The 19,775-nt window shown below is 67.9% G+C and carries 15 protein-coding genes; 1 reads left to right on the top strand and 14 read right to left on the bottom strand.

Going from position 1 to position 19,775, the window contains the following annotated elements:
* Positions 1–53 precede the first annotated feature (53 nt).
* The 9 genes from JI752_RS13160 to JI752_RS13120 form a co-directional block, all read right to left on the bottom strand.
* Positions 54–737: a HAMP domain-containing sensor histidine kinase gene (locus JI752_RS13160; RefSeq protein ID WP_216964782.1), complete on the bottom strand. Its 684-nt coding sequence runs from the start codon at positions 735–737 to the stop codon at positions 54–56.
* Complete coding sequence (locus JI752_RS13155) at positions 734–2,458, bottom strand: response regulator (protein WP_216964780.1); 1,725 nt, start codon at positions 2,456–2,458, stop codon at positions 734–736. Before JI752_RS13155 ends, JI752_RS13160 begins: the two co-directional genes overlap by 4 nt.
* Positions 2,443–7,980 carry a HAMP domain-containing protein gene (locus JI752_RS13150; RefSeq protein ID WP_216964778.1) on the bottom strand — a complete coding sequence of 1,846 codons (5,538 nt, stop codon included), beginning with the start codon at positions 7,978–7,980 and terminating at the stop codon, positions 2,443–2,445. The genes JI752_RS13155 and JI752_RS13150 overlap by 16 nt, the downstream gene beginning before the upstream one ends.
* 73 nt (positions 7,981–8,053) lie before the next feature.
* Positions 8,054–9,034: a lysylphosphatidylglycerol synthase domain-containing protein gene (locus JI752_RS13145; protein ID WP_216964776.1), complete on the bottom strand. Its 981-nt coding sequence runs from the start codon at positions 9,032–9,034 to the stop codon at positions 8,054–8,056.
* Positions 9,031–10,263: a cardiolipin synthase ClsB gene (gene clsB / locus JI752_RS13140; protein WP_345777355.1), complete on the bottom strand. Its 1,233-nt coding sequence runs from the start codon at positions 10,261–10,263 to the stop codon at positions 9,031–9,033. Before clsB ends, JI752_RS13145 begins: the two co-directional genes overlap by 4 nt.
* Positions 10,260–11,000, bottom strand: coding sequence for an endonuclease/exonuclease/phosphatase family protein (locus JI752_RS13135; protein WP_345777354.1), 741 nt, complete (start codon positions 10,998–11,000; stop codon positions 10,260–10,262). Before JI752_RS13135 ends, clsB begins: the two co-directional genes overlap by 4 nt.
* 94 nt (positions 11,001–11,094) lie before the next feature.
* A complete protein-coding gene (locus tag JI752_RS13130) occupies positions 11,095–11,439 on the bottom strand; it encodes an HAD-IA family hydrolase (RefSeq protein WP_216964773.1) in 345 nt (114 codons plus the stop codon).
* A 125-nt stretch (positions 11,440–11,564) separates the two neighbouring features.
* Complete coding sequence (locus JI752_RS13125; protein ID WP_216964771.1) at positions 11,565–12,602, bottom strand: nitronate monooxygenase; 1,038 nt, start codon at positions 12,600–12,602, stop codon at positions 11,565–11,567.
* A gap of 249 nt (positions 12,603–12,851) precedes the next feature.
* The gene (locus tag JI752_RS13120; protein WP_216964769.1) at positions 12,852–13,094 is read right to left on the bottom strand and encodes a hypothetical protein; all 243 of its coding nucleotides are present in this window, start codon (positions 13,092–13,094) and stop codon (positions 12,852–12,854) included.
* A gap of 166 nt (positions 13,095–13,260) precedes the next feature.
* On the opposite strand from JI752_RS13120, the gene JI752_RS13115 reads away from it, so the two are divergent.
* Positions 13,261–14,637, top strand: a complete 1,377-nt coding sequence (locus tag JI752_RS13115; RefSeq protein ID WP_254200760.1) for an amino acid permease — start codon at positions 13,261–13,263, stop codon at positions 14,635–14,637.
* A gap of 70 nt (positions 14,638–14,707) precedes the next feature.
* Here the strand turns inward: JI752_RS13115 and amt are convergent, their stop codons facing one another.
* The 5 genes from amt to glnA all read right to left on the bottom strand — a co-directional run bounded on the left by amt (position 14,708) and on the right by glnA (position 19,629).
* Entirely contained in the window at positions 14,708–16,084 is a 1,377-nt protein-coding gene (gene amt, locus JI752_RS13110) for an ammonium transporter (protein WP_216965362.1), read from the bottom strand.
* Between the two features lie 247 nt (positions 16,085–16,331).
* Positions 16,332–16,670: a P-II family nitrogen regulator gene (locus tag JI752_RS13105; RefSeq protein WP_216964765.1), complete on the bottom strand. Its 339-nt coding sequence runs from the start codon at positions 16,668–16,670 to the stop codon at positions 16,332–16,334.
* 40 nt (positions 16,671–16,710) lie between these two features.
* Positions 16,711–17,478, bottom strand: coding sequence for a TorF family putative porin (locus JI752_RS13100; RefSeq protein ID WP_216964763.1), 768 nt, complete (start codon positions 17,476–17,478; stop codon positions 16,711–16,713).
* 182 nt (positions 17,479–17,660) lie between these two features.
* Positions 17,661–18,116: a GNAT family N-acetyltransferase gene (locus JI752_RS13095; RefSeq protein ID WP_216964761.1), complete on the bottom strand. Its 456-nt coding sequence runs from the start codon at positions 18,114–18,116 to the stop codon at positions 17,661–17,663.
* A gap of 103 nt (positions 18,117–18,219) precedes the next feature.
* A complete protein-coding gene (gene glnA / locus JI752_RS13090) occupies positions 18,220–19,629 on the bottom strand; it encodes a type I glutamate--ammonia ligase (protein WP_216964758.1) in 1,410 nt (469 codons plus the stop codon).
* Positions 19,630–19,775: the final 146 nt, after the last annotated feature.

Raw genomic sequence — 19,775 nt, 5'->3', positions numbered from 1 at the left:
CGCCCTCACCCCAACCCCTCTCCCGCACGCGGGAGAGGGTCCAACGCGCAAGCTCACGCAGGCCGATACGGCAACCGCAGCACGACGTCGACGCCACCGTCGTCCGTCGCGCGCGTGGCCAGCTCGCCGCCGTGCCCCGTCGCGATCGCACTGGCGATCAGCAGCCGCAGGCCCAGGCCGTCGCCGGCCGGTGCGGGCTGCGGCTCGGTGAACAACGTGTCCACGTTGCTCGACGCACGCAGCGCCGCACTCAGCGGCCCGGCCAACCAAACGCCGCCGTCGTCCAGGCGCACCGTCACCGTGCCCTTGGTTGCGTTCGCGACGCCCGCTTCCAGTGGCGTGTCCAGCGGCGTCGACACCAGCCAGAAGAATGTGGAAAGCAGGTTCGCCAGGCGCGAGGCATCGCCTTCCAGGCAGACGTTGTCGGCGCCGTCCTCGTAGCTGACCTCCACCGCGTTGGCGCCGATGCCGCGGCTGGCTTCGATGATCAGCGCCAGGTCGATCGGCCCGCTGCGCGTGAGCAGGCGGCCCTGGTCGGAACGCACCCAGTCGCCGATCTCGTCGATCATGCCGGTGAGCCGGCGAATCTGCCGGTCCACCAGCTCGAACAGTTCGTCGCGCTCGGGCCCGTCGGCCGAACCGTGCCGCAGCAGGAACAGGGCGGACTGGATCGGTGACAGCGGGCCGCGCAGGTCGTGCGCCCACTTGCTCATCCAGTGTGGGCTGGTGCCGTTCATTGCGGTGTGTCCTCAGCGAGCGGACGCAATCCCTTGCTGCAGATGTCCATGATGGCCTGGATGTCCGGCGGCTTGACCAGGTGATGGTCGAAGCCCGCCTGCAGCGTGCGCTGCCTGTCTTCCGGCTGGCCCCAGCCGGTGACGGCGACGATCACCAGCGTGGCGCCGTGCGCGTCGCGCAATGCGCGCGCCACGTCGTAACCACTGCGCCCGGGCATGCCGACGTCGAGGAAGACGATCTCCGGTACGAAGCCCGCCACTTCGGCTTCCACCGTCTGCGGGTCGTATACCGCGCGCGTGTCGTGGCCGAGCAGGCGCACCATCATCGCCAGCGTGTCGGCGGCGTCGCGGTTGTCGTCCACCACCAGCACGCGACGCGGCGCCGAAGCGATGCCGCGCGTGGCCGGCAGCGCAGGCGCCACCACTTCGGTCACGCCCGCCTGCGGCAAGTGCACCCGGAACGTCGAGCCGTGACCTGGGCCTTCGCTTTGCACTTCCACGCGGCCGCCGTGCATCTCGGTCAGGCGCTGCACCAGCGTCAGGCCGATGCCGAGGCCGCCGCGCGAGCGTTCCACCGTGGTGTCCACCTGGCGGAACATCTCGAACACGGTTTCCATCTGCTCCGCCGTCAGGCCGATGCCGGTGTCGCGCACCCAGACCTGCACTTCCGCGTCGCAGAGCTGTGCGCCCAGTTCGATGCGGCCGTCGGGATCGGAGTACTTCGCCGCGTTGTTGAGCAGGTTCGCGAACACCTGGGCCAGACGCGCATGGTCCGCATCCAGCGGCACCGGCGCCTCGGGCAATTGCAGGTGCAGGCTGTGGCCGCCCTGGTCGATGAGCGGGCGCGCGGTATCGACGGCGGCGGCGATCACGTCCTGCAGCACGGTCGTTCCGCGCCGCAGCGTGAGCTTGCCGCGCGTGATACGCGCGATGTCGAGCAGGTCCTCGATCATGCGCACCAGCAGCGACAGCTGACGCTCCATCATCGTCAGCAGCGGGTCGTGGTCGTCCGGCGCGCGCAGGCGTCGCACGGCGAGCGCGTTCTGCAACGGCGCCAGCGGATTGCGCAGCTCGTGCGCCAGCGTGGCGAGGAACTCGTCCTTGCGCTGATCGGCCTCGCGCAACTGGCGCTCGGCGCGCGTGCGTTCCTTGTTCTCGGCCAGCAGTTCGCGGTTGCGCAGCGCCAGCTCCGTGTTGGCGGCGCGCAGCGAGGCGTTCAGGCGTTCCAGCTCGCGCGCCTTCTCCAGCTCCAGCTCGCGGTGCTTGTTCTCCAGGCTGGCGTTGAGCACCTGCAGCTCGCGCCGCTTGCGGTACAACTCGGCCAGCACCGAGACCTTGGTGCGCATGATCTCCGGGATCACCGGCACCATGACGTAGTCCACCGCGCCGAGCTTGTAGCCGCGCAGGCGGTCCAGGTCGCTCAGGTTCACGGCGGTGACGAAGATGATCGGCGTGTTCTCGAAGCGCGGATGCTGGTGGATCAGCGTCGCCGTTTCGAAGCCGTCCATCACCGGCATGTTCACGTCGAGCAGGATGACTGCGTACTCGTCCTCCATCAGCAGCTTCAGCGCTTCCATGCCCGAACGCGCGTCCACCAGCTCTTCGCCCAGCGGCTCCAGGATGGTGCGATAGGTCAACAGGCGCCCGGGCTGGTCGTCGACCAGCAGGATCTTGACCGGTGCCGCCGTGGCGGCCGCGGCATCGTTCAGCGTTGCAGCCATTGACGCAGGACTCCGAGAAGCTGGTCGGTGACGACCGGCTTAGCCAGGTAGTCGGAGGCACCGGCCTCCAGGCACTTTTCACGATCGCCCTTCATGGCCTTGGCGGTGAGCGCGACGATGGGCAGCGTGCGGCGATCGCCGCGCGTGCGGATCTCGCGCATCGTGTCGTAGCCGTCCATGCCGGGCATCATGATGTCCATCAGCACCAGGTCGAGCTCGGGCATGTCGCCGACCTTGGTGATCGCGTCGCGGCCGTTGCCGGCGGTGTGCACGTGCATGCCGTGGCGCTCGAGCACGCTGGACAGCGCGAAGATGTTGCGCACGTCGTCGTCCACCACCAGCACGTTCTTGCCGCGCAGGCCGTCGTCGGATTCGTGCAGGCTGCGCACCATGCGCTGCTTGGCCGCGGGCAGGTCGCCGATCACGCGGTGCAGGAACAACGCCGTCTCGTCGAGCAGGCGCTCGGGCGATTCCACGCCCTTGAGCACCACGCTGCGCGCCACGCGGCGCAGGCGATCGCTCTCGTCCGCGCTGAGGTCCTTGCCGGTGAACACCACGATCGGAACGCGCTTCAATGCATTGTCCGCATGGATCCGGTCGAGCAGGTCGAAGCCGCTCATGTCGGGAAGGCGCAGGTCGAGCACCGCGCAGTCGTACTTGCCGTCGCGCAGCGCCGCCAGCGCTTCCTCGCCGGAACCGACGGTGTCGATCACGATGTCGTCGTGGCGCAGCAGCTCGACGATGCTCATCTGCTCGTTGGCATCGTCCTCCACCACCAGCAGGCGCTTCACGCGCGGCGTGGCGTATTCCTTGATGCGCTCAAGCGCCTCGCCGATGGTTTCCGAGGTGGACGGCTTGGCGAGGTAGGAGAACGCGCCGCGCTCGATGCTGTGGTGGCGGCTCTCTTCCACCGTGACGATCTGCACCGGGATGTGCCGCGTCGCCGCGTCCTGCTTCAGTCGCGCCAGCACCGTCCAGCCGAGCATGTCCGGCAGGAAGATGTCGAGCGTGATGGCGGTGGGGCGGTATTCGCGCACCAGTCGCAGCGCTTCGTCGCCGCGATTGGCGTGCAGCACCTGGAAGCCGCGCGAGCGCGCCAGGTCGCGCAGCACGGAGGCGTAGTGCGTGTCGTCCTCGACGATCAGCAAGGTCGGCACTTCCGCCATCAGCACGTCGCGGTCGTCGTCGATCCGCTCGGCCGCGGGTGCATCCACGCCGGCCACGTGTTCGGCCGGCACCGGCACTTCCACGCGCACGCGGCTGGACATGCGCGTGGCATCGCGCGCGGCATCGCGGGCGTCGCCGCTGCCGACGTAGTTGAGCGGCAGGTACAGCGTGAACGTGCTGCCTTCGCCTTCCACGCTGTGCAGCTTGAGCTCGCCGCCGAGCAGGCCCGCGATCTCGCGGCTGATCGCCAGCCCCAGGCCCGTGCCACCGTACTTGCGCGCAGTGCCTGCGTCGGCCTGCTGGAAGGCCTCGAACACGATGCGCTGCTTGTCCGGCGAGATGCCGATGCCGGTGTCGGTGACCTCGATGGCGACCACCACCGGCGCACGCGACAGCACCGGGTGCTCGTCGTTCCAGCCGCGCGTGACCGGACGCGCGCTCAGTCGCACGCTGCCGTGCTCGGTGAACTTGAACGCATTCGACAGCAGGTTCTTGAGGATCTGCTGCAGGCGCTTGGGGTCCGAACGCAGCGTCGGTCCCAGTTCCTTGGCCATCTCCACGACGAAATCGAGCTTGCGCCGCTCGGCCTCGTGGCGGAATCCGCGCTCCAGGTTCTCGCGCAGGTGCGCGAAGCTGATGGCTTCGATGTCGATGGTCACCGTGCCGGATTCGATCTTCGACAGGTCCAGGATGTCGCTGATCAGGTGCAGCAGGTCGGTGCCGGCGGCGTGGATGGTGCGGCCGAACTCGACCTGGCGCTCGCTCAGGTTGTCTTCCGGATTCTCCGCCAGCTGCTGGCTCAGGATCAGGATGCTGTTGAGCGGTGTACGCAGCTCGTGCGACATGTTGGCCAGGAACTCGGACTTGTAGCGCGAGGTCTGCGCCAGCTCGGCCGCCTTCTCTTCCAGCGCGCGACGGGCATGCTCGATCTGCAGGTTCTTCTGCTCCACCTCGGACTTCTGCGCGGCCAGCAGCGAGGCCTTGAGCGCGATTTCCTCGTTGGTCTGCTGCAACTCGTTCTGCTGCGTCTGCAGTTCACCGGCCAGCTGCTGCGACTGCGACAGCAGGCGCTCGGTGCGCATCGTCGCTTCGATCGTGTTGAGCACGATGCCGATGCTGCCGGAGAGCTGTTCGAGGAACGCGCGCTGGGAAGGCGTGAACTCGTGCAGCGTCGCCAGTTCGATCACCGCCTTCACCTGGTCCTCGAACAGCACCGGCAGCACGATCACGCTGCGCGGCGTGGCTTCGATCAGACCCGACTGGATGCGCACGCGCTGCGCGTCGTCGTCGATGCCGTGGATGTCCTCCAGCAGGATCAGGCGCGCCTCGGCGGCGCATTGGCCGATCAGGCCTTCGCCGAACGCGAGTGTGCGACTGACCGCGGGCGAGGTGTCGGCGTAACCGGCCAGCTGGCGCAGACGCGGCGATTCGCCATCGCCTTCTTCGACGATGTACATCAGGCCCTGTTGTGCGTCGACCAGCGGCGCCAGTTCCGACAACAGCATCTGCCCGAGCGTGAGCAGGTCGCGCTGGCCCTGCATCATCGAGGAGAACTTGGCGAGGTTGGTCTTCAGCCAGTCCTGCTCGCGGTTCGACTCGGTCGTCGCGCGCAGGTTGGCGATCATCGCGTTGATGTTGTCCTTCAGGTCCGACACTTCGCCGCGCACGTCCACCTGGATCGAACGCGTGAGGTCGCCCTGCGTCACCGCGGTCGCCACTTCGGCGATCGCGCGCACCTGGTTGGTCAGGTTCGCGGCGAGCTGGTTCACGTTGGCGGTGAGGTCCTTCCAGATGCCGGCCGTGCCCGGCACCTTGGCCTGGCCGCCCAGACGGCCTTCCACGCCGACCTCGCGCGCGACCGTGGTCACCTGGTCGGCGAAGATCGCCAGCGTGTTGGTCATGTTGTTGATGGTGTCGGCGAGTTCGGCGACTTCGCCCTTGGCCTCCACCGTCAGCTTGCGGTGCAGGTCGCCGTTCGCCACCGCCGTCACCACCGCCGCGATGCCGCGCACCTGCGTGGTGAGGTTGGACGCCATCGAGTTGACGTTATCGGTGAGGTCCTTCCACGTACCGGCCACGCCGGGCACGCGCGCCTGGCCGCCGAGCTTGCCTTCGGTGCCCACTTCGCGCGCCACGCGCGTGACTTCCGCGGCGAAGCCGTTGAGCTGGTCCACCATCGTGTTGAGCGTTTCCTTCAGCTGAAGGATTTCGCCCTCCGCGCCGACCGCGATCTTGCGCGACAAGTCGCCCTTCGCCACGGACGTCGCCACTTCGGCGATGTTGCGCACCTGCGTGGTGAGGTTGGACGCCATCGAGTTGACGTTGTCGGTGAGGTCCTTCCACGCGCCGGTCACACCCGGCACCTGCGCCTGGCCGCCGAGCTTGCCTTCGGTGCCCACTTCGCGCGCCACGCGCGTGACTTCCGCGGCGAAGCCGTTGAGCTGGTCCACCATCGTGTTGATGGTTTCCTTCAGCTGGAGGATTTCGCCCTTCACGTCCACCGCGATCTTGCGCGAGAGGTCGCCCTTCGCCACCGCCGTCGTCACTTCGGCGATGTTTCGCACCTGCGCGGTGAGGTTGGACGCCATCGAGTTGACGTTGTCGGTGAGGTCTTTCCACGTGCCTGCGACGCCCGGTACCTGCGCCTGGCCGCCGAGCTTGCCTTCGGTGCCCACTTCGCGCGCCACACGCGTGACTTCCGCGGCGAAGCCGTTGAGCTGGTCCACCATCGTGTTGATGGTTTCCTTCAGCTGGAGGATTTCGCCCTTCACGTCCACGGTGATCTTGCGCGAGAGGTCGCCCTTCGCCACGGCGGTGGTCACCTCGGCGATGTTTCGCACCTGCGAGGTGAGGTTGGAGGCCATCGCGTTGACCGAGTCGGTCAGGTCTTTCCACGTACCGGCGACGCCCGGCACGACGGCCTGGCCGCCCAGTCGGCCTTCGGTGCCCACTTCGCGCGCCACGCGCGTGACTTCCGAGGAGAAGCCGTTGAGCTGGTCCACCATCGTGTTGATGGTGTCCTTCAGTTCCAGGATTTCGCCGCGCACGTCCACGGTGATCTTGCGCGAGAGGTCGCCCTTCGCCACCGCCGTGGTCACTTCGGCGATGTTGCGCACCTGCAGCGTCAGGTTCGACGCCATCGAGTTCACGTGGTCCGTGAGGTCCTTCCACGTGCCGGCGACGTCGGGTACCTGCGCCTGACCGCCGAGCTTGCCTTCGGTGCCCACTTCGCGCGCCACGCGCGTGACTTCGGACGAGAAGCCGTTGAGCTGGTCGACCATCGTGTTGATGGTGTTCTTCAGCTCCAGCATTTCGCCGCGCACGTCCACGGTGATCTTGCGCGAGAGATCGCCCTTCGCCACGGCAGTCGTCACCTCGGCGATGTTGCGCACCTGCGAGGTGAGGTTGGACGCCATCGCGTTGACGGAGTCGGTCAGATCCTTCCACGTGCCGGCCACGCCGGGCACGATCGCCTGGCCACCGAGCCTGCCTTCGGTGCCCACCTCGCGCGCCACGCGCGTCACTTCCGAAGCGAAGCCGCGCAGCTGGTCCACCATCGTGTTGATGGCTTCCTTCAGCTGCTGGATTTCGCCGCGCACGTCCACGGTGATCTTGCGCGAGAGGTCGCCGTTGGCGACCGCGATGGTCACGTCGGCGATGTTGCGCACCTGCGCGGTCAGGTTGGAGGCCATCTGGTTGACCGAGTCGGTCAGGTCCTTCCACACGCCCGACACGCCTTTCACCTTCGCCTGGCCGCCGAGCTTGCCTTCGGTGCCCACCTCGCGGGCCACGCGCGTGACCTCGGAGCTGAACTCGCCCATCTGCTCGATCATGCGGTTGACGATGTTCGCCGAGCGCAGGAATTCGCCCTTCAGCGGGCGGCCGTCGGCCTCCAGCGGCACGGTGCGGGTGAGGTCGCCCTTGGCGACGCCGGCCATCGCCTCGCCCATCGCCTCGACCGGGCGGACCAGGTCGTCGATCAGCGCGTTGACCGATTCCTCCATGCCCGACCACTGACCTTCGCGGTTGGCCGGGTTGATGCGCTGGCGCGTCTGGCCTTCGCGGCCGACGGCTTCGCCCACGCGAGCCAGCTCGGCGGCGAGGCGACGGTTATGGCTGACGATCTCGTTGAGGATCTGCGCGAGCTGGCCTTCCTGTCCTTGCCAGTTGAGCGGCAGGCGCACGGAGAAGTCGCCGGCGCGCACGGCGTCCATGGCTTCGATGATGATGTCCAGCGGCTCGCGCGGGGCCTCGGCCCCTGCACGCCGCTTCGCTGCCGTTGCTACGGCTTTCGCAGGCGATGGCGTCGCCTTGCGCGCCGATTGCGAACGGCGCGACTTGGTTTCCGTGCTCACCCGACATCCCCCATGCCCTGCGGCGTCTTTCGGAAAATCGCCCGAGCTTATCGCAGCGGCGATGACGGAATGTTCACGTTCGTTGGCGGTTCCCGTCGTCGCCGGGGGCTGCGATGGGCGGACTTTGACGGCCTCGCACGCGGCTTTCGAGCACGGCGTAGCCGGCCATCGCCAGCAGCAGCGGCCCCAGGTAGTAGCAGGCGCGGTAGGCCAGCAACGCGGCCAGCATCTGGGGTTGCGGAACCTCGTGGCCGAGCAGCGCGATGAAGACCGCCTCCAGCACGCCGATGCCCGCCGGGATGTGGGCGATGGCCGCCGCCACGGCCGCGACCAGCAGCGCGCCGAGCACCGCCGTGTAGGTCACGCCCGCCGGCATCAGCACGAACAGCAGTGCCGCCATCAGCGCCCAGTTGGTCGCCGCCAGTCCCAGCTGCAACAGCGCCAGCGGCACCGAAGGGAGGCGGAAGTGATGACCGCGCACGTGGAAAACGCGCCCGTGCGTGAGGTGGCAGGCGATGAGGTAGGCCGCCACGGCCACGAGCATCGCGGCGCCGAGCCACGGCAGGTTGGCGCCGCTCACCGGCCAGTGCGGCGGCGGCCGCACGCGTCCGGATGCGAACAGCGCGCCGGCCAGCAGCAGGTAGCCGACCCAGTTCGTGCTGACGGTAAAGGCGACGATGCGGCTGATCGTCCCCAGCGCCAGCCCCGCGTGCGAGTACAGCCGGTAGCGGAACCCCGCGCCGCCGACGAGCGCGCCGACGTTGAGGCTGAAGGCGTAGGCGACGGTGGAGATCGCCATCACCCGCGGCACCGGCAACGCGTGGTGCGCATAGCGCCGCGCGGCCACGTCGTAGCACGCGTACAGCAGGTAGCTGGCGAGGGTGATCGCGACGGCGAGTGCGAGCGTGCTCGGCGCATACGCCGCCAGCGTCGCGCCCACCTGCGCCCAGTCGACCGAGCGCGCGTAGCGCAGCAGCAGGAACGCCACCAGCGCCAGGAAGACGAACAGGGCGATGCGTCGCACCCGACGCCAGCGCCGGCGCGAGGTGCTCATGCGGGCGGTTCCGTGCCTTGTGGCGACGCGTCCTCGGGCGGAGTCACGAGCTTCGTGCGCGGCGTGTGCGCCGGCAGCCAGCCGGCCCAGCTCGGAAAGCGGCGCAACACATGGAACAGCAACGGACGCGTCAGCGGCTGCCAGAAGCGCCCGCGCGGCACGCCGGCCGGATCCACCGCGCGGCAATGCCGGTCGATCAGTGCCTGCAGGCGGCCGTGGAGTTCGCGCGCGAAGTCGGCATCGCGGATGAAGACATTGGCTTCCAGGTTGAGCGACAGGCTCAACGGATCCAGGTTGCTCGATCCCACGGTGCACCATTCCTCGTCGATCACCGCGACCTTGCCGTGGAACGGCCGTTCGCAGTACTCGAAGATGCACACCCCGGCGTCGACCAGATGCCGGTACAAGGCGCGCGCCGCCATCAGCGCCAGCGGCGTGTCCGGCTCGCCCTGGAAGATCAGGCGCACCTTCACGCCGCGCCGCGCGGCGTCGCGCAGGTCGCGCAGGAAGCCGTAGCCGGGGAAGAAGTAGGCATTGGCGATGACGATCTCGCGCCGCGCCTCGCGGAAGGCCTGCCGGTACGCCCATTCGATGCTGCGCGAGCGCCGCCCGTTGTCGCGCGGCAGGAAGCACACGTCCGCGCTGCCGGCGGCTTGGCGCGCGTCGGCGGCGCCATCGGGCTGCCAGCGCTCGCCGGTGCCGCGCGTGACCATCGCCTGGCGCAGGAACGACACCATGTCGGCCACCACCGGTCCTTCGACCTCCACCGCATAGTCCTGCTTCGCGGTCGGCCCGAAATCGGCCAGGTGGTCGGCCGAGTAGTTGATCCCGCCGACGAACCCGATCGTCTCGTCCACCACCACCAGCTTGCGGTGCATGCGGCGGAAGATGTTCAGGCGGATGCCGAACAGCGTCGGCTGGCGGTCGTACATGCGCAGTTCGACACCGGCCGAGGTGAGCGCCTGCACGAAGTCCTCGGACAGGTCGGGCGAGCCGAAGGCATCGACGAGGAAGTGCACGCGCACACCGCGTTGCGCCGCCGCGACCAGGCGGTCCTTGAGTTGCAGCCCGACCTTGTCCTCGAACCAGATGAAGGTTTCCAGCAGCACTTCGCGCTGCGCTGCATCGATCGCCTCGAACACGCGCGCGAAGTAGTCCTCGCCGTTCTCCAGCAGGCGCACGCGATGGCCGCGGCGCCAGCACGAATCGATGCCCCGCGACCACCTCACAGGTCGATCCTCGCCAGCAGAGGTACGTGGTCGGACAGGTGCGACCACGGTTGCGTGGACAGCACCTGCGCTTGTGCGACGCGTGCGTTGCGCAGGTAGATGCGGTCCACCGGCAGGGTCGGCCAGCGCGACGGGAAGGTCCGCGCCAGTCGGCCGCGCGTGTGTTCGAAAGCTTCCACCAGCCCGCAGCGACGCAGCAGCGCATGGCCGCGAACGCGCCAGTCGTTGAAATCGCCGGCGACGACGAGCGGGGCGTCGGCGGGAATCTCGTCGGCGACGATGCCGCACAGCAGGCCGATCTGCTTCTGCCGATGCGACTCGCGCAGGCCCAGATGCACGCACACGGTGTGGACCTCGGGGCCTTCGGGCACCCGCACGATCGCGTGCAGCAGGCCGCGCTGCTCGTGGCCCTGCACGGAAACGTCGCGGTTCTCGAACGAGGCGATGGGGAATTTCGACATCAGCGCGTTGCCGTGGTGGCCGTGCGGATACACCGCATTGCGGCCGTACGCGAACTGCGTCCAGAGGGTGTCGGCCAGGAATTCGTACTGCGGTCCTGCGGGCCACGCGGCGTGGCGCCGTGCGTGATGCGCGTGTTCACCGAGCACCTCCTGCAGGAACACCATGTCGGCGGACACGGCCCGGATCGCCTCGCGCAGTTCGGGCAGCACGAAGCGCCGGCCGAGCAGGTTGAACCCCATGTGCATGTTGAGGGTGAGGACGTTGATCGAGGCCATGCAGTACCGCGACGTGGGACAGGCCGGCATTGTGCCGACGGCTACCGCGATGCCGCGTGAGGAGCGGCCGTGACGTGCGCGCGTTCGGCGCGCCTCAGCGCCAGCGTGGGACGCCCGTAACGCCGTGCTCGTGCAGGAGCGCCCGCAGCGTGGCGGGGCCTTCGAATCGGCGTGCGTGGATTCCCAGCGCGCCCGCCGCCGCGACATTGCGCGAGGAGTCGTCGACGAACAGCGCCTCGTGGGCGGCCACGCCCGCCAGGGCGAGTGCGGCGTGGAAGATCGCCGCGTCGGGCTTGGCCGTGCCGAGCGCGCTCGAGTTGGCGACGCCGTGGAAGAAGGGGGTGAGGCCCAATGCGGCCAGATCCTGCGGGAGGCGTGAGGTCGCATTGGTGACCAGCACGCCGTCGAAGTCGATCAGCAGGGCGGAGCAGTCGGGCATCGGAACCGGGATGGAGGAGAAGGGGCAGGATAAGCGCGGCGCATCGGCGCATGGCCTGTCCGCTCGATCTGGAGCTGCCGCGCGCAATCAGCCGCTGGGCGACGTCGCTACTGCGCCGGCGTCGATTACAGGCCGCGGGCCAGGGCGAGGGTGATCTCGGCTGCGGGCACGGCACGACAGCCGCTGGTGTTCTGGCCGGCCCACAGCGGAGAGAAATCCCCTCGTCCTTGCGCCTCTGCTTTGGACCGCAGGGGTGTCACCGCCGCCGCGGCCAGTGGGAACGCGGGTGCGTCCTCGCGCAGGGGGCCTATCTCGCGCATCAACCGGTTGTAGATGCCGCGCGCGGGGCGACCGGTGAAGACGTTGGTGAGTGCGGTGGCCTCGCCCGCCTGGTCGGTGAGCGCCTGCCGATGCACGGCGCTGGTCGTGGCTTCCGGACACAGCAGGTAGGCCGTGCCGACCTGTACGCCCGCCGCGCCGAGCGCGCGAGCGGCCGAGACGCCGACCGCATCGGCGATACCGCCCGCCGCCAGCACCGGCACGCGCACCGCGCGCACGATCTGCGGCAGCAGCGCGAACGTGCCCGACTGCGCTTGCAGGTCGTCGGAGAGGAAATGGCCGCGGTGCCCGCCCGCCTCCAGCCCCTGCGCGATGATCGCGTCGACGCCGCGGGCTTCCAGCCAGCGTGCTTCGTCCACCGTGGTGGCCGAGGAGAAGATCCGGGCGCCGGTCGCACGCACGCGCGCCAGCAACTCCGGCGCCGGCAGGCCAAAGTGGAAGCTGACCACCGCCGGCGGCCGCTCGGCCAGGACATCGGCCAGTTCATGGCTGAAAGGTGCACGCGCCGGTCCCGCCGGGACCGCATCGGGATCCACGCCGAGTTCGGCGTAGTACGGCGCGAGCCGCTCGTGCCATGCGCGTTCGCGCGCGGCGTCCTGTGTGGGCGGGGCATGGCAGAAGAAGTTGATGTTCACCGGGCCTGCGGTGCGTTCGCGAATCGTCGCCAGCTCGCGCCGCAACGCCTCCGCGCCGAGGGTGGCGGCGGGCAGGGAACCCAGTCCTCCGGCCTGCGTCACTGCGATCGCCAGCGCGCTGTCCTGCACGCCTGCCATGGGCGCCTGGACGATGGGAACGGAGAGGCCGAGCAAGGTCTGGAGGGTCATGGGGCTAATGTAGGTTGCCGCTTTCGGCGGTTGAATCGGGGAATCGGGCGGTTGTGTGTCCGAAGCCGGCAGCAGGTGCTGTCAGGGTTGCTCCGACGGGGGCTTCTGTTTTTCCTGACAAGCCTTCTGGCGGGGACCGGCTCAAACTGAACAGGCCCCGGCGTCGAGGCCGACGCCCATCCCCTCGGAACTTCCCCTTCCGAATACCCATCGGCTGCTTCCCGGCGCCGGGGCAAGAATCCAGCCCGATCAAGGCGCCAGCAGGGGACCCGGACGGTCCTCGTCCTCGTCGCGATAGCTTTCGCCGGTGAGGGCCATGGCGGCCGCCAGCTGCCGCACCGCCTCGCACTGCACCGCGTCTCCATCGAGCTGCCAGACGGCTTCGAGCCCGTCCGAGCGACTCAGCCGCAGTACGCAGGCGCGGCTGCCCGGGAACGGACCGGTCGCGTCGATCCGCCAGCCCGGCGGCAGGGTCTGGGTGCGTGTATCCATGCGATCACGTTAGCGCGGCGCACGAGAGCCGGGCGTGAGGTGCGCCCATGTTCGCCGGCGTGCGTCGAAGGCGGTGCTACCGGCCCGGGCCCGCCCGCTTCGGCACGCGGCCGGACCGTCGCAACGCGGTATGGTGGCGCCCCCGAAAAAATCTCAACGCGACCCGATGCCCGCACCCACTGCCTCACCGGCCCCCGAGCTTGGACACGCCCTCAAGCCGCGACAGCTGATCATGATGGGCCTGGGCAGCGCGATCGGCGCCGGCCTCTTCCTCGGTTCCGGAGTGGGCGTGCAGGCGGCCGGTCCGGCGGTGCTGGTGTCGTACCTGGTCGCCGGTGCGCTGGTGATCATCGTGATGAACGCGCTGGGCGAGATGGCCGCCGCCAAGCCGGCCAGTGGCGCCTTCTCGGTATACGCAGCCGATGCGATGGGCGCGACCGCCGGCGCCACCGTCGGCTGGCTGTGGTGGGCGCAGCTGGTGATCGTGATCGCCGCCGAGTCCGTCGGCGCGGCGGGCCTGCTCGCGACGGTCTGGCCGCAACTGTCGGTGCCGCTGGCCTCGCTGACGTTCATGCTGATGTTCACCGCCATCAACCTGATGGGCGTGAAGAACTTCGGCGAGTTCGAATTCTGGTTCGCGATCCTGAAGGTCGCGGCGATCGTCGCCTTCATCCTCATCGGCGCAGCGCTGGTGTTGGGCCTGCTGCCGGGCGTGGCGTCGCCGGGGCTTTCGAACATCACCGGCCACGGCGGTTTCGCGCCGAAGGGATGGGCCGGCATCGGCACGGCGCTGCTGGTGGTGGTGTTCGCCTTCGGCGGCACGGAGATCGTCGCCGTCGCCGCTGCGGAAACCGCCGATCCTTCGCGCAGCCTGGCGCGTGCGATCCGCACGGTCGCGTGGCGCATCCTGGTGTTCTACATCGGCTCGCTGAGCGTGATCATCGCGGTGGTGCCGTGGACCAGCGAGGCGCTGCGCTCGCCGTTCGCGGCGGTGCTGGAAGCGGCGCGCATTCCGGGCGCGGCGACGGCGATCACGCTGATCGCGGTGATCGCGCTGCTGTCGGCGCTCAACGCCAACCTCTACGGCGCCTCGCGCATGATCTTCTCGCTGGCCCAGCGCAGCGAAGCGCCGCGTTGGCTGGCCCGCTTGAACCGCCGCCAGGTGCCCGTGCTCGCGGTGCTCTCGTGCGTGCTGTTCGGTTTCGTCGCCACCGTGTTCGAGCTGTGGTACCCGAACCGCGTGCTGCCGGTGCTGCTCAACGTCGTCGGTTCGACGTGCCTGCTGGTGTGGACGATCTCACTGCTTTCGCAGCTGATCCTGCGTCGCCGTGCGGATCGCGCCGGTACCCCGCTGCCGTTCCGCATGCGCGGCTTTCCGTGGCTGACGGTCGCCGCGCTGGCGATCCTGGCGTTGATCTTCGCGCTACTGCTGTCGTCGGCCGATACGCGCGCGCAGTTCCTGTCGATGGCGGCGCTCACCGCAGGCATCGCACTGGCGAGTGAACTGGCGCGGCGTTACCGGAAAAAGCGCGCGACGGGGTGAGCCGTCGCGCGCTGCCGTGGCGTGCGCGGGAGGGGTTACGCACGCCACTTTGCCTCGGTGCTCTACTGCATCAGTTCTCGTAGGCGGACTCGCCGTGCGAGGTGATGTCCAGGCCCTCGCGTTCGGATTCCTCCGGCACGCGCAGCCCGACGGTGTACTTCACGATCAGGAACGCGACCAGCGCGACCACGCCGGAAACCACCACCGTCACCAGCACGCCCTGCAACTGGATCCACACCTGCGAGGCGATGCTGTATTCGGGCAGTGCGGTTTCGGTGACGTAATCCCAGATGCCCGCGCCGCCCAGCGAGGGCGAAGCGAAAACGCCGGTGAGCAACGCGCCGAGGATGCCGCCCACGCCGTGCACGCCGAACACGTCCAGCGCATCGTCCGCGCCGAGCAGGCGCTTGAGCCCGTTCACGCCCCACAGGCACACCGCGCCAGCGAGCGCGCCGATGATCAGCGCACCGCACAGACCGACGAAGCCGGCCGCGGGCGTGATCGCCACCAGCCCCGCGACCGCGCCCGACGCCGCACCCAGCATCGACGGCTTGCCCTTGCTGATCCACTCCACCGCCGTCCAGCCCAGCACCGCCGCGGCCGTCGCCAGGAACGTGTTGACGAACGCCTGTGCGGCCACCGCGTTGGCTTCCAGCGCGGAGCCCGCGTTGAAGCCGAACCAGCCCACCCACAGGATCGAGGCGCCCACCATCGTCTGCGTCAGGTTGTGCGGCTTGATCGCCTCACGCCCGTAACCCACGCGCTTGCCGATCACGTATGAGCCGACCAGGCCCGCGATCGCCGCATTGATGTGCACCACGGTGCCGCCGGCGAAGTCGAGCGCGCCCTTCGCGAACAGGAAGCCCGACTGCGCCAGCACGCCCGGCACGGCGTCGTTGTCGGTGAACGCGTCCGGTCCCGGGAAGAACCACACCATGTGGGCCATCGGCGTGTAGGCGAAGGTGAACCACAGCACGGTGAACAGCATCACGCCGGCAAACTTCACCCGTTCGGCGAACGCGCCGATGATCAGCGCACAGGTGATGCACGCGAACGCGCCCTGGAACACGAAGAACACCAGCTCGGGAATGTAGACGCCCTTGGTGAACGTCGCGCCCATCGCGGTGGCGTCCAGTCCCTTCGCGAACACGCGGTCGAAGCCGCCGATGAACGGATTGCCCGCAGTGAAGGCCAGCGAATAGCCGTACAGCGCCCATAGCACCGCCACCAGCGAGAACACGAGCAGGCACTGCATCAGCACCGACAACACGTTCTTGCTGCGCACCAGACCGCCGTAGAACAGCGCGAGCCCGGGCAGGGTCATGAAGATCACCAGTGCCGCGCAGACGAGCAGCCAGGCGACGTCGCCTTTGTTGGCCGTCGGCGCGGCGGCAGCTGCGGTGTCTTGGGCGAGGGCGAGCGCGGGTGTGGCGAGCGCGAAGAGCATGGACAGGCAGGCCGCGAGGCGAGACCCGCGGAACATGTCGACGGCGCGACGGCGGTCGGTTGCCGACATCGCCGCAGTGCCCATCTCGTCATCCCCGCGCACGCGGGGATCCAGTGCCTTGATGCGTGTCACGTCGTGTCTCCCTTCGGATGCATGGATGGGTGGATCGAAGTCGCTGGATTCCCGCGTTCGCGGGAATGACGGATCGGGCGCCGGAAGGGTCGGGAGATGGCTCATGTCGGCCACCTCACAGCGCATCGTCATCGAGCTCGCCGGTGCGAATCCGCACCGTGCGCTCGAGCGGTTGCACGAAGATCTTTCCGTCGCCGACCTTGCCGGTGCGTGCCGCGTTCGCCAGCGCTTCCAGCGCGGCCTCGAGCGTGGCCTCGGCGACGGCGCACTCCACCTTCAGCTTCGGCAGGAAATCGACGACATACTCGGCGCCGCGATAAAGCTCGGTGTGGCCTTTCTGGCGACCGAATCCCTTCACTTCGGTAACGGTGATGCCGGACACGCCGACTTCGGTGAGCGCTTCGCGCACCTCGTCGAGCTTGAACGGCCGGATGATCGCGGTGATCAGTTTCATCTCGCAGCTCCGTGTGGATGGGGCTTCAAAAAAGGGTGGGTCAGAACGTCTTGGTGAGCGTGAGCACCACGGTGTCGTCGCCGAGGTAGTTGTTGTGCACGTTGGTGTAGAGGGCCTCTTCGGCGTCGGTGTCGGTGTAGGCCAGGGCGATGGCGAAGCCGCCTTCGAAGGTCTTGGTCACGCCGAGCTTCCAGTCGACGTACTCGAAGTCCTCGTTGTTCTCGATCCACTGCTTGCCGGCGTGCGCGTTGAGCGTCCAGGTGGGGACGAACTCCCAGTTCACCGCGGCGTCGAGATAGCCCGAGCCGTCCGAGTCGGCGTAGCCGAACAGATCGGTGAGTGCATAGGAGTACTTGGCGGAGAACACGCCGGCGCTGATGCCGAAGTAGAGCTCGCCCGTGTCCGGGCTGTTGAAGCCGGAGGGATAGTCGCCGGGATACCAGTAGTACAGCGCGCCGACATCGAAGCCGACGGTGTCGTTGAACTTGCCCCGATAGCCGCCGTAGAAGTCGAGCTCGACGCTGTTGGAGATGTCGTTGTCCACGACGGGCGTGTCGGACAGCCAGCTGACGTTGCTGCCCCATGAGCCCACGTAGAAGCCGCTGTCGGCGGCGTATTCAACGCCGGCCTGCAGCGCCGGTTCCTGGTTGTTCTGCGAGATGCCGCGAAAGATGTAGTCGCTGGTCAATGCGACCGAGCCGGACACGCCGGCGATCGCATCGTTCGGCAGGGCGAACGAAATCGCGCCAGCCAGGACGATGGAGACGAGCGATGCAGCGGTATTGCTTGCATGGATGCGAGACGACATGACGCAGGCTCCTCATAAGCGGTGGCCCCTCCCCGGTCATTGCTTCGTGCTCTTGCCACGCGGGCGTGTGTGGTCGATTCCCGCGTGTTTTCCGGGACGAACTCGCCTTGCGGCGGGCGCGGCCCGTCGTTTTGGTTTCCCTCACTGGTTGTGGTGGTGGTGCGGTGCTGCTGTCGTGGGTGCTACACGGCCCGCGTCATGAAGACGCTGTTCGGATCGTCCTTGTAGTCCGCGAACGGACCGCACGACTGAAAGCCGAAGCGCGCGTACAGGCGTCGCGCCGGCTCGAAGCCCTGCATCGAGCCGGTTTCCAGGCTCAGTTGTCGATAGGTGCGGCGATCGGCCTCGGTGACGATGTGCGCCAGCATCGCGGCCGCCACCCCCTTGCGGCGGTGCCGGGATGCGGTGCGCATCGACTTGATCTCGCCGTGCGTGCCGTCGAGCTGTTTCAACGCGCCGCAGCCGACGAGTTCATCGTCCTGCCATGCCGACCAGAAAGTGATGTCCGGCGTCTTCAGGCCGTCGAGGTCGAGCGCATGGATGCTTTCCGGCGGAGACAGCTGCGCCATGCCCTGCAGGTGCTCCTGCAGCAGCGCGACGACAGCGGGATGATCGAGACCGCCGGTGCGGATCTCCATCGCGAATCTCCTTCGGACCGTGGTGTTGCCAAGGACGGTGTTGCCGAAAGCGGTACTGCCGAACGAACGCGGCCCGGAGCATTCGCCCCGGGCCGCGGCTGGATCAGATCGTGTAGTACATCTGGTACTCGAGCGGGTGCGTCGCCGCGCGGAAGCGCGTGACTTCCTGCATCTTCAGCGCGATGTAGCCGTCGATGAAGTCGTCGGTGAACACGCCGCCGGCCTTGAGGAAGTCGCGATCCTTGTCGAGGGCTTCCAGCGCCTGGTCGAGGCTGTGGCAGACGGTCGGGATGTTCTTCTCTTCTTCCGGCGGCAGGTCGTACAGGTCCTTGTCGCTCGGTGCACCCGGGTCGATCTGGTTCTTGATGCCGTCAAGGCCGGCCATCATCAGCGCGGCGAAAACCAGGTAGCCGGAGTTCATCGGATCCGGGAAACGGATCTCGATGCGGCGCGCCTTCGGATTGGCGACGTACGGAATGCGGCAGGAGGCCGAACGGTTGCGGGCCGAGTAAGCCAGCATCACCGGCGCTTCGTAGCCCGGCACCAGGCGCTTGTACGAGTTCGTCGTCGAGTTGGCGAAGGCGTTGATCGCACGGGCGTGCTTGAAGATGCCGCCGATGTACCACAGCGCCATCTGCGACAGGCCGCCGTAGCCGTCGCCGGAGAACAGGTTCACGCCGCCCTTGGCCAGCGACTGGTGCACGTGCATGCCGCTGCCGTTGTCGCCGACGATCGGCTTGGGCATGAAGGTCGCGGTCTTGCCGTTGCGGTGGGCGACGTTCTTGATGACGTACTTCATCGTCAGCAGCTCGTCGGCCTTCTTCACCAGCGAGTTGAACTTGGTGCCGATCTCGCACTGGCCGGCGTTGGCCACTTCGTGGTGGTGCACTTCCACTTCCATGCCGACCTGTTCCAGCGTCTTGCACATCTCGGCGCGGATGTCGTGCAGCGTGTCCAGCGGCGCGACGGGGAAGTAGCCGCCCTTCACCATCGGACGGTAGCCGGTGTTGCCGCCGTCGTATTCACGGCCGGAATTCCAGTGCGCTTCTTCCGAGTCGATGTGGAAGAAGGTGTGGCCCATGTCGTTGGCGAAGCGGACCGAATCGAAGATGAAGAACTCCGGCTCGGGGCCGAAGAACGCCTGGTCGGCGATGCCGCTGGCCTTGAGATAGGCCTCGGCGCGCTTGGCGACGCCGCGCGGGTCGCGCGAGTAGGCCTGCATGGTGGCCGGGTCGAGGATGTCGCAGGTCAGCACCAGCGTCGGATCGGCGGTGAACGGGTCCAGGAAGGCGGTGCTGGCATCGGGCAGCAGCACCATGTCGGACTCGTTGATGCCCTTCCAGCCGCTGATGGACGAGCCGTCGAACATCTTGCCGTCTTCGAACAGGCTCGGTTCCACGATCGACTTCGGGAAGGTGACGTGGTGCTGCACGCCGCGCATGTCCACGAAGCGCAGGTCGACGAACTCGACCTTATGGTCCTTGATGAGCTTTTCTACGTGTTCGATCGACATGGGGACTCCGGGATTTGAGATTCGGGATTCGGGATTGGAAAAAGCCGGCCGCGCGGGCGGTGACGGGATTACTTACGCATGGGTCGTGCCAACTTTTACGATCGGCTAACACCTTGATTCAACTAGAGCGTGGCTCCGACCTGGCG

The sequence above is a fragment of the Lysobacter sp. MMG2 genome (genome assembly GCF_016735495.2).
Lineage (GTDB): Bacteria > Pseudomonadota > Gammaproteobacteria > Xanthomonadales > Xanthomonadaceae > Lysobacter_J.
The sequence above is the reverse complement of the archived record's forward strand: the minus strand, read 5'-3'. Positions and strand labels throughout refer to the sequence as shown.

Coding starts and splice junctions, on each gene's coding strand:
- JI752_RS13125 (WP_216964771.1), bottom strand. CDS start 12,602: ATGACCCTCCAGACCTTGCTCGGCCTCTCCGTTCCCATCGTCCAGGCG.
- JI752_RS13155 (WP_216964780.1), bottom strand. CDS start 2,458: ATGGCTGCAACGCTGAACGATGCCGCGGCCGCCACGGCGGCACCGGTC.
- JI752_RS13130 (WP_216964773.1), bottom strand. CDS start 11,439: ATGCCCGACTGCTCCGCCCTGCTGATCGACTTCGACGGCGTGCTGGTC.
- JI752_RS13095 (WP_216964761.1), bottom strand. CDS start 18,116: ATGGAGATCCGCACCGGCGGTCTCGATCATCCCGCTGTCGTCGCGCTG.
- JI752_RS13100 (WP_216964763.1), bottom strand. CDS start 17,478: ATGTCGTCTCGCATCCATGCAAGCAATACCGCTGCATCGCTCGTCTCC.
- JI752_RS13120 (WP_216964769.1), bottom strand. CDS start 13,094: ATGGATACACGCACCCAGACCCTGCCGCCGGGCTGGCGGATCGACGCG.
- JI752_RS13115 (WP_254200760.1), top strand. CDS start 13,261: ATGCCCGCACCCACTGCCTCACCGGCCCCCGAGCTTGGACACGCCCTC.
- JI752_RS13160 (WP_216964782.1), bottom strand. CDS start 737: ATGAACGGCACCAGCCCACACTGGATGAGCAAGTGGGCGCACGACCTG.
- JI752_RS13135 (WP_345777354.1), bottom strand. CDS start 11,000: ATGGCCTCGATCAACGTCCTCACCCTCAACATGCACATGGGGTTCAAC.
- JI752_RS13105 (WP_216964765.1), bottom strand. CDS start 16,670: ATGAAACTGATCACCGCGATCATCCGGCCGTTCAAGCTCGACGAGGTG.
- JI752_RS13145 (WP_216964776.1), bottom strand. CDS start 9,034: ATGAGCACCTCGCGCCGGCGCTGGCGTCGGGTGCGACGCATCGCCCTG.
- amt (WP_216965362.1), bottom strand. CDS start 16,084: ATGCTCTTCGCGCTCGCCACACCCGCGCTCGCCCTCGCCCAAGACACC.
- glnA (WP_216964758.1), bottom strand. CDS start 19,629: ATGTCGATCGAACACGTAGAAAAGCTCATCAAGGACCATAAGGTCGAG.